Here is a 16,756-nt window from a genome sequence, read left to right on the forward strand (position 1 = left end):
GTCGTTTCTGGTGAGTAGCCCTGACGCACACTGTTGCCACTCCCCGCAGCCGGGAACAGGCTGCAAAGTGGTCCAGAAGTCGGCTTCGAGAGAACCATAATCCTGCGTTCGCCGCGCTGCCCGCTGCGCGCCCATGAAGCTCGAATCGCTCCGTCTCGAATCCAGACGCGTGGACGCAAGGAGGAGGAGACGAGATGATTCCAGGCCCGTTCGAATACCACCGGCCGACGACCGTCGCCGACGCCGTGAAACTCCTTTCGACATATGGTGACGACGCGCGCGCGCTTGCCGGCGGCCAGAGCCTGATTCCGATGATGAAGCTGCGGCTCGCCACGCCGGAACATCTGGTGGATTTGCGCGACGTGAAGGAACTGAAGGGCGTCAGCCAGGAGGGCGACCATATCGTCATCGGCCCGATGACCACCCAGCACGAGCTGCTGATGTCCGACCTCATCGCCAAGTCCCTGCCCATATTGCAGGAGACCGCGCTGACGGTGTCCGACCCGCAGGTACGCTATTGCGGCACCATCGGCGGCAACGTCGCCAATGGCGACCCCGGCAACGACATGCCGGCGCTGATGATGACGCTGGGTGCGATCTACCGGCTGGAAGGCATGGAAGAAGGCCGCGAGGTGCCTGCGCGCGAATTCTATCAAGGAGCGTATTTCACGGCACTTGAGCCGGGCGAGATGCTGACCGGCATCGCAATTCCAATCCCGCCGGCCGGGCACGGCTACGCTTATGAGAAGCTGAAACGCAAGATAGGCGACTACGCCACGGCAGCCGCGGCGGTGGTGCTGACCATGTCCGGCGGCAAGGTGGCCAGCTGCTCGATCGGGCTCACCAATCTTTCCGAAACGCCGCTTTTGGCGGAGGCGGCCGCGCAACTGGTCGTCGGCACGACGCTGGACGACGAAACGCTGAAGAGGGCTGCTGCCGCCGCCGAGGCGATCATGTCGCCCGCCGCCGACGGGCGCGGCCCGGTCGAATACAGGAAACACGCCGGTGGCGTGATGGTCGCCCGCGCCCTGAAGCGCGCGGCGAGCCGCGCCGGCTGAGGGAGGCATCGAGATGGCAAAGAAAGTCCACGTGACGATGACCGTGAACGGCCAGCAGGTGGAAGGGCTGGTCGAGCCCCGCACGCTGCTGGTGCACTTCATCCGTGAAAACCTGCAGCTGACCGGTACCCACATCGGCTGCGAGACGACGCATTGCGGCGCCTGCACGGTCGATCTCGATGGCATGTCGGTGAAGAGCTGCACGATGTTTGCAGTGCAGGCTGAGGGCGCCAATATCCTCACCATCGAGGGCATGGCCAACCCGGACGGCACGCTGTCGGCGCTGCAGGAAGGCTTTCGCATGATGCATGGCCTGCAGTGCGGCTTCTGCACGCCGGGCATGATCATGCGCGCCCACCGCCTGCTTCAGGAAAACCGCAATCCGACCGAGGAGCAGATCCGCTTCGGCATCTCCGGCAACCTGTGCCGCTGCACCGGCTACCAGAACATCGTCAAGGCGATCCAATACGCCGCCGCCAAGATGAACGGCGTCGAATTCAAGGAGGCCGCGGAATGAACGACGTAGTCCTCACGCGCGAGCAGCGCGAAGCGAAACTGGAAGGCCTGGGCTGCAGGAGGAAGCGTGTCGAGGACATCCGCTTCACCCAGGGCAAGGGAAACTATGTCGACGACCTGAAGCTGCCGGGCATGCTGCATGGCGACTTCGTGCGCTCGCCCTATGCGCATGCGCGAGTAAAGTCGATCAACAAGGACGCGGCGCTGAAGGTGCCCGGCGTTCTGGCGGTGCTGACGGCGGAGGACCTGAAGGGCGTCAACCTGGCCTGGATGCCGACGCTGGCCGGCGACGTGCAGATGGTACTTGCCGACGGCAAGGTGCTGTTCCAGGAGCAGGAAGTGGCCTTCGTGGTCGCCACCGACCGCTATGCGGCCGACGACGGCGTGGCGGCGGTGGAAGTGGAATATGAGGCGCTGCCGGTGCTGGTAGACCCGTTCAAGGCGCTCAAGCCGGACGCGCCGGTGCTGCGCGAGGACATCAGGGACAAGAAGGACGGGGCGCATGGTCCGCGCCGGCACCCCAACCACATCTTCGAATGGTCCGTCGGCGACAAGGACCTCGCCGATGCCGCCTTCCGCAAGGCGGACGTGACGATCAAGGAGCTGATCACCTACCAGCGGGTGCACCCCTCGCCGCTGGAAACCTGCCAGTGCGTATGCTCCTTCGACAAGATCAAGGGCGAACTGACGGTATGGGGCACCTTCCAGGCGCCGCATGTCATCCGCACGGTGGTTTCGCTCATCGCCAAGATCCCCGAGCAGAAGATCCACGTAATCTCGCCCGACATCGGCGGCGGCTTCGGCAACAAGGTCGGCGCCTATCCGGGCTATATCTGCTCGGCCGTGGCCTCGATCGTCACCGGCCACCCGGTGAAGTGGGTGGAGGACCGCATCGAGAACCTGACCTCGACCGCCTTCGCCCGCGACTACCACATGACGGCCGAGCTGGCCGCCACCAAGGACGGCAAGCTGACGGGCCTGCGCGTGCACGTTCTTGCCGACCACGGCGCCTTCGACGCCTGCGCCGACCCGTCCAAATGGCCGGCCGGCTTCTTCAACATCGTCACCGGCTCGTATGACATCCCCAACGCCCATGTCGTGGTCGACGGCATCTACACCAACAAGGCGCCGGGCGGCGTGGCCTATCGCTGCTCCTTCCGCGTGACGGAAGCCGCCTACTGCATCGAGCGGGCGATGGACATTCTGGCGCAGAAGCTGGGCATGGACCCTGCCGAGCTGCGGCTGAAGAATTTTATCCGGCCCGAGCAGTTTCCGTACCACTCGGCGCTGGGCTGGGAATACGATTCCGGCGACTACCACACCGCCATGAAGAAGGCGCTGGAAACAGTGAAGTATGAGGAGCTGCGCAAGGAGCAGGCCGCCAAGCGCGAGGCCTTCAAGCGCGGCGAGACGCGCGAGATCATGGGCATCGGCGTCGCCTTCTTCACCGAGATCGTCGGCGCCGGGCCGTCGAAGAACTGCGACATCCTCGGCATCGCCATGTTCGACAGCTGCGAGATCAGGCTGCACCCGACCGGCGCAGGCATCGCGCGCATGGGCACCAAGAGCCAGGGCCAGGGCCACGAAACGACCTATGCGCAGATCATTGCTTCCGAGATCGGCATTCCTGCCGACGACATCACGGTGGAGGAAGGCAATACCGACACTGCGCCCTACGGGCTCGGCACCTACGGCTCGCGCTCGACGCCGGTGGGTGGCGCAGCGATCGCCTCGGCCGCGCGCAAGATCAAGGCCAAGGCGCAGATGATCACCGCCTACAAGCTGGAGGTGCATGAAGACGACCTCGAATGGGACGTCGACGGCTTCCGGGTGAAGGGCCTGCCGGAAAAATTCATGTCGATGAAGGACATCTGCTGGGCGGCCTACAACTCCGTGCCGCCGGGCATGGAGCCGGGCCTGGAGGCGGTGAGCTACTACGACCCGCCCAACATGACCTACCCGTTCGGCGCCTATGTCTGCGTCATGGACATCGACGTCGACACGGGCGTCTACAAGGTGCGCCGCTTCTACGCGCTCGACGACTGCGGCACGCGCATCAACCCGATGATCATCGAGGGCCAGGTGCATGGCGGCCTCACCGAAGCCTTCGCCATCGCGATGGGCCAGGAGATCCGCTACGACGACACCGGCAACGTGCTGACCGGCTCCTTCATGGACTTCTTCATGCCCACGGCCGTGGAGACGCCACATTGGGAGACGGACTTCACCGTCACGCCCTCGCCGCACCACCCGATCGGCGCCAAGGGCGTGGGCGAAAGCCCGAATGTCGGCGGCGTGCCGGCCTTCTCCAACGCTGTCAACGACGCCTTCTCGTTCCTCGGCTCCACCCATATCCAGATGCCGCACGATTTCTGGCGCAACTGGCAGGCGGCGAAACGGCTGGGGGTGGTGGGTTGAAGGCGGGCCATGAAGCTATCTCGCGACCAGATCGCCGAGCGGCTCGTCCAGGCTGGCTACATCGCCGACGAGGAACTGGCGACTGCCATCGCGATCATGCAATTGCTCAAGCGCCCGCTTCTGCTGGAAGGCGAAGCGGGCGTGGGCAAGACCGAGGTGGCGAAGGCGCTTGCCTCGCTCTACGCCACGAAACTCATCCGCCTGCAGTGTTATGAGGGGCTCGACCAGTCGGCCGCGCTCTACGAATGGAACTATCAGCGCCAGCTGCTCGCCATCCAGGCGCGGCAGGGCAAGGACGTTTCCGACATCGAGGACCGCATTTTTTCGGAAAAATACCTGCTGGAGCGGCCGCTGCTCGCCGCGATCAGGCAGAAGCAGCCGCCCGTTCTGCTGATCGACGAGATCGACCGGGCCGACGAGGAGTTCGAGGCGTTCCTGCTGGAGCTGCTTTCGGACTTCCAGGTCTCGATCCCGGAGCTTGGAACCGTCGCTGCCACCTCGATCCCGCATGTGGTACTGACCTCGAACGGCACGCGGGAGCTGTCGGACGCGCTGCGGCGGCGCTGCCTCTACCACTATGTCGACTATCCCGACGTGGATCGGGAGACGCGGATCATCCTGGCGCGCATTGCCGGCGCCAGCACCTCGCTTGCGCTGCAGGTGGCGCGCATGGTGGAAAAGATCCGCAAGGAGGACCTACGCAAGGTGCCGGGCGTGGCCGAGACGCTGGATTGGGCGGCCGCCCTGGTCGGGCTCGAGGTCACCGACCTGCACGAGCGCCCCGACATCACCTTTGCCACGCTGATGTGCCTGCTCAAGACGCATGAGGACAAGGTGCGCATGACCCGCGAGGTGACCGACCGCCTGCTGGGGAGGGTGGCATGACGCGGCACGACACGCAGGCGATCGCCGAACTGGACGAGGTGACGCGCCTCGTCTCCGGCAGGATCGTGGGCTTCCTCAGGACCCTGCGCGAGAATGCCTTTGCGGTGGGCCCGCGCGAGGGGCAGGACGCGCTGGCGCTGGTCGTCGCCGGCTATGCCGAGAGGCCGGAGCTGCTGCGCTCCGCCTTCAAGCACCTGTTCTCGGCCCGCAAGTCGGAATGGGAGAAATTCGACCGGCTGTTCGACGCCTTCTGGCTGGGGCGGAACGTGCGCACTCGCGCGCTGGTGGCCGGCGAGTTTGCCAAGTCGGCCTCCGCGATGAGGCTGTTGGGCGACAACACCGGTGAAGCCGGTGACCGGGCCGCCCTTCCCGACCAGATGCCCGCGGCTGACGGCGCCGGCCGCGAAGGCGCGGGCGAAGGGCGGATGGAAGGCGCCTCGCGCGCCGAGAATCTTGCCGAGACCGATTTCCGCAAGATCGCCGACCCTGTCCTGTTGCAGGAGGCCCATGCCGTGGCGGCGCGACTGGCGAAGGCCATGCGCATGCGCCTGATGCGCCGCGACCAGGCGCGGCGGCGCGGCTATCGGCTGGACATGCGCCGCACGATCCACCGCAACATCAGCCATGGCGGCGTGCCGATCAATCTCGTCATGCGGCAGCGCAAGCAGAAGCCGCTGCGGCTCGTGGTGCTGCTCGACGCCTCGGGCTCGATGAGCATGTACACGGCCGTCTTCCTGCGCTTCATCCACGGCGTGCTCGACGCCTTCGGAGAAGCGGAAGCCTTCCTGTTCCACACCCGCCTTGCCCACATTTCCGACGCCATGCGCGACAGGAACCCGGCACGCGCGCTCGACCGGCTGTCGATCATGGCGCAGGGTGCGGGCGGCGGCACCAAGATCGGCGAATGCCTGGAGACCTTCAACCGCTGGCACGCGGCGCGGGTGCTGCATTCGCGCAGCTGCGTCATGATCGTTTCCGACGGCTATGAGACCGGCGATGCTGCCCTGCTCGCCCGCGAGATGGAGCGGCTTTCCAAGCGCTGCCGCCGCATCGCCTGGCTCAACCCGATGATGGGGTGGCAGGACTATGCGCCGGAGGCCGCCGGAATGAAGGCGGCCCTGCCGCATATCGACCTGCTGGCGCCGGCTCATACGTTGCAGAGCCTGGCGGACCTCGAACCCTATCTGGCCAAGCTGTGAGGGAGCCGATGATGACTGCCCATGTTGACGTGCTGGATCTGGTTTCCCGGCTCAAGGCGGCCGACGAGGCTTTCGTGCTGGCCACCGTGGTGCGCACCGTTTCGGTGACGGCGGCCAAAGCCGGCGCCAAGGCCGTCATCCGGCCCGACGGGACCATCGTGGCCGGGTGGATCGGCGGCGGCTGCGCCCGCGGCGCGACGCTGGCGGCGGCGCGCGAGGCGCTGGCCGACGGCCGCTCGCGGCTGGTTTCGATCCAGCCGGAAAACCTGCTGGCCGAGCTTGGAGTGAAACCGGGGGAGAACCGCGAGGGGATAAAATTCGCCAAGAACATGTGCCCCAGCCAGGGCACCATGGACATCTTCATCGAGCCCGTGTTGCCGAGGCCGTCGTTGCTGGTTCTCGGCTCCAGCCCGGTGGCGGTGGCGCTGGCCGAGGAGGCAAGGCCGCTGGGCTACCATGTGACCCTTGCAGCGCCTTTGGCCGAGTTTGCGACGACGCCGGAGGCCGACGTTCTGGTGGACGGGTTCGAGATTGGTTCGCTCGGCAAAGCCCGTCGCTTCGTCATCGTCTCGACGCAGGGCAAGGGCGACGAAGCGGCGCTTCGGGCCGCATTGCGCATCGAGGCCGAGTATCACGGATTCGTCGGCAGCCGGCGCAAGATGGCCGCACTTCGCCAAAAACTCCTGGCCGAGGGTTTTGATGCCGCCAACCTGGACCGGGTCAAGGCGCCGGCCGGCCTCGACATCGGCGCAATCACGCCCGAGGAGATCGCGCTTTCGATCCTGGCGGAGGTCACGGCCCGGCTCCGGCGCGGCCAGCGCGGAGAGGCTCCAGCGCGAGATCGGTAAAATCCGATTCTTTTCATTGATCCTTTGGCAAGCGTCACTTGCTAGTTGTCGCGCGGGGGCGGATGGAGGCTCAATTGAGATCGGACTTCGCCGCCGTACGGCTGCATCTGGAAAACGCGCAGCAATGCCTGAAGGGCGACGACGCGGCCAGCCGTAAGCTCCGTCAGGCTCTGGACCTCCTCGTCGAAGTTGCGCTGACGGCAGAATACACGGTGCCGAAGGGCAAGGTGCTGATTTTCCCGCACAGGGCGTCGGCCCCGCGCTGAGCCTTATATGTCCCGCCCTTACCCTGAAAACGGAGCGCGGCCTGCGGCCTAATCCAGGTTTCGGGCGGTTTCGGCCGCCCGGGTGAAATGGCGCATGAGCGGCTCCCGCAAGGCGTCCGGGATGTTCACGCGATCGATGGCGCGGGCCATGCATTTCAGCCAGAGGTCGCGCATCTCCCGCCCGATGGGCACATGCTCGTGGATTTCCCTTAGCCGGGAATGGCCGTGCTTCTGCACGTAGCGGCTGGGACCGCCGAAAAAGCCGGACAGGTAGTTGAACTGCTCCTCGCGCGAATGGGCGACGCCATGCCCCCGCAGATGCAGGAGATGGAGCTGCCTTGTATCCTCATCCTGCTCGATGATGTCATAAAAGGCTTCGACCAGCGCGCGGATGCCGGGCTCCTCCCCGAGCTGCTGATAGAGCGACTGCTTCTTCGTCGCGGCATTATCCATTGCGACGGTCCTCCCGCAGGAAACAGAAAAGCCATATTATAGGATAAGCGTGAGGGCTGACAGTGATACTTTCTCACAAGTTAAGAATGTTTCCTTCGGTAAAAGCCATTAGCCCGTCGTGGCCCAATGGTCGGGTTGGAAAAGCGACGACATGCTCGGCCACCCATGTTAATTGCCGGTCGGCTGGTGCGTTCGCGCCGGTCTGGCCAGGATGCACCGGATAGATTTCGTGAATCGCACCCTTCCGCTCATTCTCGCGGTCGCCCTCTTCATGGAGAACATGGACTCCACGGTCATCGCGACCTCGCTGCCGGCAATCGCGGCCGACATCGGCACCAGCCCCATCGCACTCAAGCTGGCGCTGACGGCCTATCTGGTCGCGCTCGCCGTATTCATTCCGGTGAGCGGCTGGATGGCAGACCGGTTCGGCCCGAAAAACGTGTTCCGCGCAGCGATCGCGGTCTTCGTCATCGGCTCTGTGGCCTGCGCCGTCTCGGGGTCGCTGCCCGAATTCGTGATCTCGCGCTTCCTGCAAGGCATGGGCGGAGCGATGATGACGCCGGTGGGAAGGCTGGTGCTGGTTCGCGCCACGCCCAAGAACGAGCTGGTGGCGGCGATGTCGTGGCTGACCGTTCCTGCACTGGTGGGGCCGCTGGTCGGGCCGCCGGTGGGCGGCTTCATCACCACCTACTTCACCTGGCACTGGATCTTCCTCATCAACGTGCCGATCGGCGTCGCCGGCATGTGGCTGGCAACACGCTTCCTGCCCAGAACTCCCTCCTCCAGCGTGCCGCCGCTCGACGTGCCCGGCTTCATCCTGAGCGGCGTGGCGGCGTCCGGCATCGTCTTTGGCCTGTCGGTGGTCAGCCTGCCGGCCCTGCCGCCCAGCATCGGCATCGCCACGCTCGTCGTCGGGCTGGTGTCAGGCGTGATCTATCTCGTGCACGCGCGCCGGGCGGCCAACCCGCTTCTGGCGCTGAGCCTGTTTCGCAACCAGGTGTTCCGCGCTTCCGTTCTCGGCGGCAGCCTGTTCCGCATCGGCATCGGCGCAGTGCCCTTCCTGCTGCCGCTGATGCTGCAGATCGGCTTCGGCCTGACGCCGTTCCAGTCGGGCATGTTCACCTTCGTCTCGGCCCTCGGCGCCATCGGCATGAAGCTGGTGACGGCCTGGCTGTTCAGGACGGCTGGCTTCCGCCGCGTGCTGATCCTGGGCTCGCTGGTTTCCGGGGCGACGATCGCCGTCTACGGCTTCTTCACGCCGGAGACGCCCTACCTGCTGATGCTGGCGATCCTGCTGAGCGGCGGGTTCATCCGCTCGATGTTCTTCACCGGCGTCAATGCGCTGGCCTATGCCGAGGTCTCGGACGCCGACACCAGCAAGGCCACCCCGATCACCGCCGTGTTCCAGCAGATCAGCATCGCGCTCGGCGTCGCAGTGGCCGGCGGCATCCTGGAGGTGTGCACGCAGTTGCATGGCGGGCCGCTAATGCTAGCCGACTTCCACACCGCCTTCTTCCTGGTGGCGGCGATCTCGGCGACGGCGTCGTTCTTCTTCATGGGCCTTGCCGCCGACGCCGGCAGTGCGGTGTCGGGCCATGGCGGACGCAGCGCCCGCACGGTCGAGGCCACCCCGCGAGGGTAACCGCCCCGGGCGCGTCAGTGCGACGGCTCCTCCGGAGCCGCGCGGCCCTTGAAATCCTTGGCCAGCAGGTAAAGCTCGACCGATTCCTCGCGCGAGGCCGGCGGCTTGACGTGGTGCACGCTGCGGAAATTGTGCTTCAACCTCGTGAGCAGTTCCGCTTCCGTGCCACCCTGAAAAGTCTTGGTCAGGAAATGACCGCCGGGCCTCAGCACCGAGATAGCGAAATCGGCAGCCACCTCGCACAGATGCATGGTGCGCAGATGATCGGTGCGGCGGTGGCCCGTCGTGGGCGCCGCCATGTCCGACAGCACCAGATCCGGCTCGCCGCCCAATGCCTCGATCAGCCGCGCCGGCGCCTCGTCGTCGAGGAAGTCCATCTCAAGCACCTGCGCGCCGGGCACCGCGTCCATGCCCAGATAGTCGATGCCGACGACATGCGGGTTTTCGGGCGTGGATTTCGTGCGCGCCGCAGCCACCTGGCACCAGCCGCCGGGGGCCGCACCAAGGTCGATGACCCGCAGTCCCGGCTTCAGGAGGTGGTGGCGGTCGTCGATCTCGATGAGCTTGTAGGCCGCGCGCGAGCGATAGCCGTCCGCCTTGGAACGCTGCACATAGGGGTCGTTCATGTGCCGCTCGAGCCAGCGGCGAGACGATTCCTTCAGCCCGCTCTTTTTCTTGATTCGCGTCTTGAGGACGCGCGTGCCGCCCAGTTTTTCAGGTTTCTTGGTCATGTGCGTAATCCGCTTCGCCCGCTGCGGCGCCACACGCCGTCTTCGGCCATCAATTCGCTCAATATGCCCTCGCGCAGGCCGCGGTCTGCCACGCGTAGGCGCTCCGAGGGCCAGACCCGCCGGATCGCCTCAAGAATGGCGCAGCCCGCCAGCACAAGGTCCGCCCGGTCCGCGCCAATGCAGGCATTGGCCACGCGCGCCTGGAAATCCCAGCCGAGCAGTTTTTCGATCATGCGGTCTACGCTGGCGTTGTCCATCCACAGCCCGTCGACCCGGCGGCGATCATAGCGCTCCAGCCCCAGATGCACGCCGGCAAGCGTGGTGACCGTGCCCGAGGTGCCGAGCAGATGGAAACGCGAACCGTCCATCAGATGGTCGATGCGGTTGCGGCCGTCGAAGCGTGACAGCATGTTGGCCACATCCGTCACCATCGCGGCGAAGGTTTCCTGGGTGACGTGGCGACCGCCGAAGCGCTCGGCCAGCGACACGACGCCGACCGGCAACGAGGTCCACGACACGATGTGGTTGGCAAGGCGCGGCGACCTCTGGCCGGAAATGTCGATCAGCGCGATTTCGGACGAGCCACCGCCGATGTCGAACAGGACGACGCCTTCGGTGTCGCGCTCCACCAGGGAGCCGCAGCCGGAAACGGCCAGTCGCGCCTCCGTCTGGCGGTCGATGATCTCCAGCTTCAGCCCTGCCTCGACTTCGACGCGCTCGAGGAACTCGGCCCCGTTCTCGGCCGAGCGGCAGGCTTCCGTCGCGATCAGCCGGGCGCGCCTGATGGAACGGCTGCGCAGCTTGTCGCCGCAGATCTTGAGAGCCTCCACCGCGCGGTCCATCGCCGCCTGGGAGAGCCTGCCGCTGCCGGACAGACCTTCGCCGAGTCGAACGATTCGCGAGAAGGCGTCGATAACCCGGAACTGACCGGGACGACCCGGCACGGCCACGAGAAGGCGGCAGTTGTTGGTGCCCAGATCGAGTGCGGCAAAGACCGGCTGGTCTGCGGCATCGCTGCGCCGGATGGTTTCCTGGCGCTTTTGCGCAACGCCACCACCACGGGCGGGCTCCGGCCCGGCTCGGCGAACAGGTGCCGATTGGCTGGCGCCCTGCCCTGCCGACTGCCCGGCCTGCGGGTTCGCGCCATGCGCGAATACCTTGCGACCACGCTTGCGCTTGCGCCGCTTCTTGCCCTTCTGCGCCGGTTGCGGTGCATCGGCCCTCGACTGCCCGCCGGCGGATCGATGGCCAGGCGCCCGCTTCTTCGGGTTCGCCTTGGGGTTCCCTGCTCCGCCACGCGGCGGCCGGCTCCCCCTGGACGCACCCGCATCCGACGTTCTTGCGCCGGTTTCGGGGTCTTCCACCTGCAATGTCCTTCTGCGTCGCGCGAACCGGAACCGGACGCCGCGTACGCCTGATTTGTGAGTTGCGCGGAGGATAGCAGTGCTGCGGCAGTTCACCAAGGGCCGCCGGCGAAAAATAGCCGCGTGGCTTCCATGACGGTTGAACAGCCGGCTTCAATCAGGCATTCCTGATGCAGTAGCGCGCTGCGGGCCGACTCCGGTCTCGCTCCCCCCGACGGACCGAAAGGAGCCTCGCAGGCATGGCCGCGACGCGATGAAGTGGAAGAGCTACATCTGGCCCGTCGTCGGGCTCTGCGCGGTCGGCTTCTCGGTCTGGCTGCTCTATCACGAATTGCGCGGCATCTCGATCGAGGATGTCGGCGACGGCCTGGCGGCTATCCCCATCCGCGGATGGGTCCTGGCGGTGCTGAGTTCCTTCGTCGCCTACATGGCGCTGGCCGGCTACGACCACATCGCGCTGAGCCATCTTGGCAAGAAGATCTCCTTCGCCTTCATCACCGCCTGCTCCTTCACGACCTATGCGCTGTCGCACAATATCGGCGGCTCGGTGCTTTCCGGCGCGGTGATCCGCTATCGGGCCTATGCCACCAAGGGCCTGACCGCGCAGGAAGTGGGCATATTGGTGGCGCTGTGCTCCTTCACCTTCGTGCTTGGCGCGCTGCTTCTGGGGGCGATCCTGCTCATTGCCGAGCCGCAGGTGCTGGACCGATTCGTCGACGTGCTGCCGATCTCGGCATCGCGCACCACCGGCATGGTGATTCTCGCGCTGATCGGCCTCTACATCTTCGGCAGCTGGCTCAGGCTGGCACCGCTGCAGTTCGGCAGCCTGCAAATCGTCTATCCGCGCCTGCCGATCGTGTTCCGGCAGCTGATCATCGGGCCGATCGAGCTGATGGCGGCGGCGGGAATCATCTATTTCGCCCTGCCCGCCACGGGCAATCCGGGCTATTTCATCGTCCTCGGCGTGTTCGTCATCTCGTTTTCGGTGGCGCTGCTGTCGCATGCGCCGGGCGGCCTGGGCGTTCTTGAAGTAGTTTTCCTCGCCGGCCTGTCCGACATGGACCAGGCCGCGGTGCTGGCGGCGCTGCTGGTTTTCCGCCTGCTCTACCTGATCGTGCCACTGGCCCTGGCCCTGGTGGTGGTGCTGGTGTTCGAGAAAACGCAGTTCTCGCGCCGCAGCTGAACGGCACCGCCAATCAAACGTGAATTGAAATGCGTTGGGCCCTTGACTATTTCCCCGCCATGGCTAAAACGCACCCCGCACCGGACAACTTCCATCGCTTCGGGGCCACACGCGACGGACCGATTTTTGTCGTCGCTGTTGGGGAATAGGTTAACGGTAGACCAGCGGACTCTGACTCCGTTAGTCCTGGTTCGAATCCAGGTTCCCCAGCCAAACGCTTCCCAGAAATCGTTGAAATCCGCGGAATTCCGGTCTCTTGGGAGCGCCTCCGTTCCATGCCGAATCGGCCTTGCCCCAGTGGTGCCCACAACTGATGCCCACAGGTGGTGTCCATCTGAAGTGCTCCCCGTATTTGGGCCAGCGGGAGCTCCCACTCGACCGCGTGAACCGACAGTTCAAGGCTCCCGCGCCGGACAGGCTCTGGGTTTCGGATTTTACCTACGTCGCCACCTGGCAGGGTTTAGTCTATATGGCCTTCGTGATCGACGCCTTCGCTCGCCGCATCGTCGGCTGGCGGGTGAGCCGGACAGCACACGCCGGGTTCGCCCTCGATGTCCTGGAGCAGGCACTTCATGAGCGGCGTCCCGTTCATGGCGGCGGCCTCGTGCATCACTCAGACAGGGGCGTTCAATACGTGTCCATCAGGTATTCCGAACGCCTGGCGGAGGCAGGCATCGAGCCGTCCGTCGGGAGTGTCGGTGACAGCCACGACAACGCCCTCGCCGAAACGATCAACGGCCTCTACAAGGCCGAGGTCATCCATCGGCGTGGGCCATGGAGGAGCTTCGAAGCGGTGGAATTCGCCACCCTGGAATGGGTCGACGGGTTCAACCATCGACGGCTTCTGGAGCCCATCGGAAACATCCCGCCAGCCGAGGCTGAAGAGCAGCATTACGCCATGCTGGACGAACCGGCTCTGGCCGCACAACTTAAACCAAACAGCCTCCGGCAAACCCGGTGCGGTTCATAGCCCTCAGAGCGTCGGAGCAACCAAACGTACTGGGAAGGCGCTTGTTTTCGGTTCGGATTATCGCATTTCCTTGACGATGACGGGCAAAAACACGGCATACGCATCATATCGGTCGAAGTACAACGGCTCCGCCGAAGCGAACTTGGTTCGAAACTGAGATTCCCATCAAAGGGTGCGGGCATCACGGTGACTAATGCAGGCGTGGCCTAAGCCAAAAGCAAATAAGAGCCCGCCGCCTCGGGTGCGGCGACGGGCTTGTTGCCTGGGCGCTCAACGCCTCGGTACTCAATATTCAACCGTAGACGCCGCATCGTGACCCGGCTTGGGTCAAGAATCCCTTAACGTGCCGTTTGCCCCTGAAGCGCAACAGCCCGCGCCGGCGATCCGAGGCTGGCGCCGCGCGATGAGAGGGCGGGTCAGGGAACCATTTCCAGCGTCTGGATACCGTGGCGCTGCATAGCCGCGCCGATGCGCGCGAAATCGGGGTGCGCCTGCGGTTCCGCTGTCCCGATCTCCCGGAAGAAGGCGGTCATCGACGGTTCGACGATGACCAGCATCCGCGCCGGCTTGCCGCTCTCGTTCATATAGTTGTGCGGCGCGTTGCGTTCGATGCGTACCGAGGTCCCGGCCCCTGCCGCGACCGTCGTCGGCGGCCTATCGGTTGCAAAATGCCGGATGGTGATCTCGCCGTCGATTACATAAAACAGTTCGGGCGAGGCATGGCTGTGTGGCGGGGTGCCGGAGCCCGGCGGGACCTCCACCTCGACCAGTTCGAGGTTCGATCCCGCAAGGCCGCCCAGAAAGCGGATGCGATCGGCAACGACCCAGCGGGTCTCGCCATTTTGCGTGGTGGTGACGTCAATGCTCATTGCCATTCTCCTTGGCTGTCGATGGTACGTCCGCGGCGACTGAACCCGAAGCGACCGCGGACAGGATCGTGTCGAGCGCCCAAGAGGCGGTCTCGCCGGCTTGGGCGCCGGTGAGACCGCCGTAGTCCTTCAGAACCTCCCAGGCGGAGGCCGAATAGAGCAGGTGCGCCAGCGCTTCGACCCTGAGGGCCTCGGCGGGTGACAAAGTGGAAAGGACGGGCGCCAGCGCGCCCGCAAAGCGCAGGCGCCGGGTGGCAACCATGCCCAGGCGCATTTCGCGGCCGGTGCGCGAATGCAGCGAGGCGCGGACGGCGGCCTCATGCGCGTCGAAACGTGGAAAGGCCTCCTTCGGGCCCGCGACGACATCCTTGACGCTTTTCGGTGCAGTGGACGCGCCCATATGGGCGTTCAGCCACGGCCAGAAGGCGGTGAGGAGATCGTCCTTTGCCGGGAAGTGACGGAAGACCGTGCGACGCTGCACGCCAGCCTCGTTGGCGATCGCCTCCATGCTGATCTCGTCCGGGACGCTTGCGGCATTCATCAGCCGATAGAGGGCCTTGAGGATCGCCTCGCGGGTCTCGCGCGACTTCTCTTCCCGGAGCGGGCTGTTGTAGCTGCGTGCGTCTGCCATGGATGGCCTCCTGATTTAATGTCACTGTTTATGACATTAAATTCGTCGCTCGTCAATTGATGTCACTTCCGGTGCCACAAAATATCACAGGCCGGTGCTCCGGCCCGGGCACATGTGGGTTGTCGGCGTTCCAGTGATCGACGGCGCCCGGGTCGAGGGGCGTGCCGAGATCGGCTTCCATCTGGCAGGCAAGATCGGGGGTGACGCGCGACTGGCTTCTGCCAATGCAGCATTTTTCGCTCAGACGGCTAAAGCCATCCACCCCAGCCTTCGCCGAACGCAGAAAATGGCCCGCCGCCTCAGGTGAGGCAGCGGGCGGCAACTTGAGCAGGCGTGGTGGGATCGAACCAATGGACTATTTCGAGCAGCCCACAAAGTAGATGCCGATCACGTGGTCCTGTGAATCCCTTATTGGGTCATATCCCGTGACGTAAGGCTTGCCGAGAATGTCGGCATCTCCATAGAAGGCTTCATTTTTCTTGATCGCCTCGATTGGCTTTCTCCTCGTCAGTTCTCTCTACCTTTGGGCTGTAGAACAATGCCGACTTCTGCCCCTTCATTTTGACTGCCCCGGCGGACGAATGCCCGCCGATCAATTCATTCCGATCATCGCCTCGAGATATAAGCGACGCAGACGACGTGGCGATTGCCCGTCGCTTTTTCACTTGCAGGCGCCGAGTTCCTTCAGCGCCCTTTCGGCATTCGCCTGGCTTGCGTACATCTTGGTTCCGACGTCGGTCATCTTCTTGCCGTCAGGTTTCTTGTCGACGACCTGGCACTTTTTCGTCGCGGCATCCTTTGCGACCCAATACTCGGTCGCGGCAAATGCGGGCATGCTGAAAGCGGCGACGAGTGAAGCCGCGACCACAATCTTGCTAATCATCATTGCCTCCTCGAAAACGCCCCTGGGCGCGCTCAATGAAGTAGCGCAGCCAATCACTTTTTCCACTGAAACCGATCCCCCGCTCATGATCTTCAGGGCGGACGCCCCAAGCACCACGCCGAAGACGAAGCCGAGAAGTCCGACAATCGCCCATGAAGGTGCCGACGGTGCGGATCGCGTTGACGAGACGGATGCCACGCCAATGCTCAGGACTCATTGATCACAGCCAGAAGATAACGGCCGCTGCGATGCAGGCTGCCGAGAAGAAGGTGTGGGCACACCGGTGATATCGAATCGCGATTCGGCGCCAGTCCTTAAATTTTGCGAAAAGATTCTAACGCAAGGCGGTGCCCTTGTGATCACTCATCTGGCCTTCCGACAAATGCAGGAAGATCACCTCAACGTTGCCCGAGAGATCAGCCATGTCGAACCAATGCTGGAAGTCTAAAGCGCACAGTGTCTCAAAGCTGGAAACTCTAGCTCCTGTTGCGGCCTACCGCACGGCTGCGGTGATGCGGCCCTTCATGTTGGGGTGAAAGCGGCAGTAGTAATCAACCACTCCCGCCTTCTCCAGCACTATGCTTGCCGACCTATTCGGCGGGATCATCACCTCCCAACCTCCCGTCACCGTGGCGGTGTGAGCCAGGATGTCCTTGTTGACCCATTCGATTGTGTCCCCGACCCTGGCACTGATCTCCGCCGGGGAGAACGCCATCTCTGCGATCGTGACCTGAATGGTTTCCGCATGGGCCGAAACGGCACTCATGCTTAGCACCAGCATCGCGCCGAACCACAGATGCCGCATCGACAACATGATCTGATCCTTACTTGAGTTCAGCG

16 protein-coding genes, 1 tRNA gene and 2 pseudogenes are annotated in these 16,756 nt (G+C 64.4%); 11 read left to right on the top strand and 8 right to left on the bottom strand.

All coding sequences use genetic code 11. The features are described 5' to 3' along the window. Positions 1-194: 194 nt before the first annotated feature. The 7 genes from ABLE85_RS14810 (at position 195) to ABLE85_RS14840 (ending at position 7,190) form a co-directional block, all read left to right on the top strand. Complete coding sequence (locus tag ABLE85_RS14810; RefSeq protein ID WP_348793489.1) at positions 195-1,058, top strand: xanthine dehydrogenase family protein subunit M; 864 nt, start codon at positions 195-197, stop codon at positions 1,056-1,058. A 13-nt stretch (positions 1,059-1,071) separates the two neighbouring features. Next, positions 1,072-1,575: a (2Fe-2S)-binding protein gene (locus ABLE85_RS14815; RefSeq protein ID WP_348793490.1), complete on the top strand. Its 504-nt coding sequence runs from the start codon at positions 1,072-1,074 to the stop codon at positions 1,573-1,575. After that, complete coding sequence (locus tag ABLE85_RS14820; RefSeq protein ID WP_348793491.1) at positions 1,572-3,992, top strand: aerobic carbon-monoxide dehydrogenase large subunit; 2,421 nt, start codon at positions 1,572-1,574, stop codon at positions 3,990-3,992. Before ABLE85_RS14815 ends, ABLE85_RS14820 begins: the two co-directional genes overlap by 4 nt. A gap of 9 nt (positions 3,993-4,001) precedes the next feature. Continuing rightward, positions 4,002-4,877, top strand: a complete 876-nt coding sequence (locus tag ABLE85_RS14825) for a MoxR family ATPase (protein ID WP_348793492.1) — start codon at positions 4,002-4,004, stop codon at positions 4,875-4,877. Continuing rightward, on the top strand, positions 4,874-6,076 hold the full coding sequence (locus ABLE85_RS14830; protein WP_348793493.1) for a VWA domain-containing protein: 1,203 nt from the start codon (positions 4,874-4,876) through the stop codon (positions 6,074-6,076). Before ABLE85_RS14825 ends, ABLE85_RS14830 begins: the two co-directional genes overlap by 4 nt. Positions 6,077-6,087: 11 nt before the next feature. Further along, positions 6,088-6,924, top strand: coding sequence for an XdhC family protein (locus tag ABLE85_RS14835; protein WP_348793494.1), 837 nt, complete (start codon positions 6,088-6,090; stop codon positions 6,922-6,924). Between the two features lie 74 nt (positions 6,925-6,998). Further along, on the top strand, positions 6,999-7,190 hold the full coding sequence (locus ABLE85_RS14840) for a hypothetical protein (RefSeq protein WP_348793495.1): 192 nt from the start codon (positions 6,999-7,001) through the stop codon (positions 7,188-7,190). Between the two features lie 48 nt (positions 7,191-7,238). Here ABLE85_RS14840 and ABLE85_RS14845 read toward each other — a convergent pair whose 3' ends face one another. Next, positions 7,239-7,643 (bottom strand): group II truncated hemoglobin, encoded by a 405-nt coding sequence (locus tag ABLE85_RS14845; RefSeq protein WP_348793496.1) that lies wholly within the window; start codon positions 7,641-7,643, stop codon positions 7,239-7,241. A gap of 229 nt (positions 7,644-7,872) precedes the next feature. Here ABLE85_RS14845 and ABLE85_RS14850 point away from each other — a divergent pair, with 229 nt between their 5' ends. After that, positions 7,873-9,285: an MFS transporter gene (locus tag ABLE85_RS14850; RefSeq protein WP_348793497.1), complete on the top strand. Its 1,413-nt coding sequence runs from the start codon at positions 7,873-7,875 to the stop codon at positions 9,283-9,285. A 14-nt stretch (positions 9,286-9,299) separates the two neighbouring features. Here ABLE85_RS14850 and ABLE85_RS14855 read toward each other — a convergent pair whose 3' ends face one another. Together ABLE85_RS14855 and ABLE85_RS14860 are read right to left on the bottom strand one after the other, a co-directional pair. After that, positions 9,300-10,016: an RlmE family RNA methyltransferase gene (locus ABLE85_RS14855; protein ID WP_348793498.1), complete on the bottom strand. Its 717-nt coding sequence runs from the start codon at positions 10,014-10,016 to the stop codon at positions 9,300-9,302. Further along, the gene (locus ABLE85_RS14860) at positions 10,013-11,380 is read right to left on the bottom strand and encodes a Ppx/GppA family phosphatase (RefSeq protein WP_348793499.1); all 1,368 of its coding nucleotides are present in this window, start codon (positions 11,378-11,380) and stop codon (positions 10,013-10,015) included. The genes ABLE85_RS14855 and ABLE85_RS14860 overlap by 4 nt, the downstream gene beginning before the upstream one ends. A gap of 253 nt (positions 11,381-11,633) precedes the next feature. Between ABLE85_RS14860 and ABLE85_RS14865 the strand changes: the two genes are divergently transcribed. From ABLE85_RS14865 to ABLE85_RS14875, 3 genes and pseudogenes are all read left to right on the top strand, one after another. Further along, positions 11,634-12,563: a YbhN family protein gene (locus tag ABLE85_RS14865; protein WP_348793500.1), complete on the top strand. Its 930-nt coding sequence runs from the start codon at positions 11,634-11,636 to the stop codon at positions 12,561-12,563. A gap of 139 nt (positions 12,564-12,702) precedes the next feature. Next, positions 12,703-12,776 (top strand) — tRNA-Gln (locus tag ABLE85_RS14870). Between the two features lie 157 nt (positions 12,777-12,933). Then, positions 12,934-13,533: pseudogene (locus ABLE85_RS14875) on the top strand (IS3 family transposase); the annotation flags it as partial. Between the two features lie 416 nt (positions 13,534-13,949). Here the strand turns inward: ABLE85_RS14875 and ABLE85_RS14880 are convergent. From ABLE85_RS14880 to ABLE85_RS14900, 5 genes and pseudogenes are all read right to left on the bottom strand, one after another. Beyond that, positions 13,950-14,402: a cupin domain-containing protein gene (locus ABLE85_RS14880; RefSeq protein ID WP_348793501.1), complete on the bottom strand. Its 453-nt coding sequence runs from the start codon at positions 14,400-14,402 to the stop codon at positions 13,950-13,952. Next, a complete protein-coding gene (locus ABLE85_RS14885) occupies positions 14,392-15,033 on the bottom strand; it encodes a helix-turn-helix domain-containing protein (protein WP_348793502.1) in 642 nt (213 codons plus the stop codon). Before ABLE85_RS14885 ends, ABLE85_RS14880 begins: the two co-directional genes overlap by 11 nt. Before the next feature lie 661 nt (positions 15,034-15,694). Next, positions 15,695-16,114: a hypothetical protein gene (locus ABLE85_RS14890; RefSeq protein ID WP_348793503.1), complete on the bottom strand. Its 420-nt coding sequence runs from the start codon at positions 16,112-16,114 to the stop codon at positions 15,695-15,697. 22 nt (positions 16,115-16,136) lie between these two features. Further along, positions 16,137-16,247, bottom strand: a pseudogene (locus ABLE85_RS14895) (IS5/IS1182 family transposase); the annotation flags it as partial. Positions 16,248-16,409: 162 nt separating this feature from the next. Further along, positions 16,410-16,730 carry a cupredoxin family copper-binding protein gene (locus ABLE85_RS14900; protein ID WP_348793516.1) on the bottom strand — a complete coding sequence of 107 codons (321 nt, stop codon included), beginning with the start codon at positions 16,728-16,730 and terminating at the stop codon, positions 16,410-16,412. Positions 16,731-16,756 lie beyond the last annotated feature (26 nt).

The organism is Mesorhizobium sp. KR1-2 (assembly GCF_040045035.1).
Lineage (GTDB): Bacteria > Pseudomonadota > Alphaproteobacteria > Rhizobiales > Rhizobiaceae > Pseudaminobacter.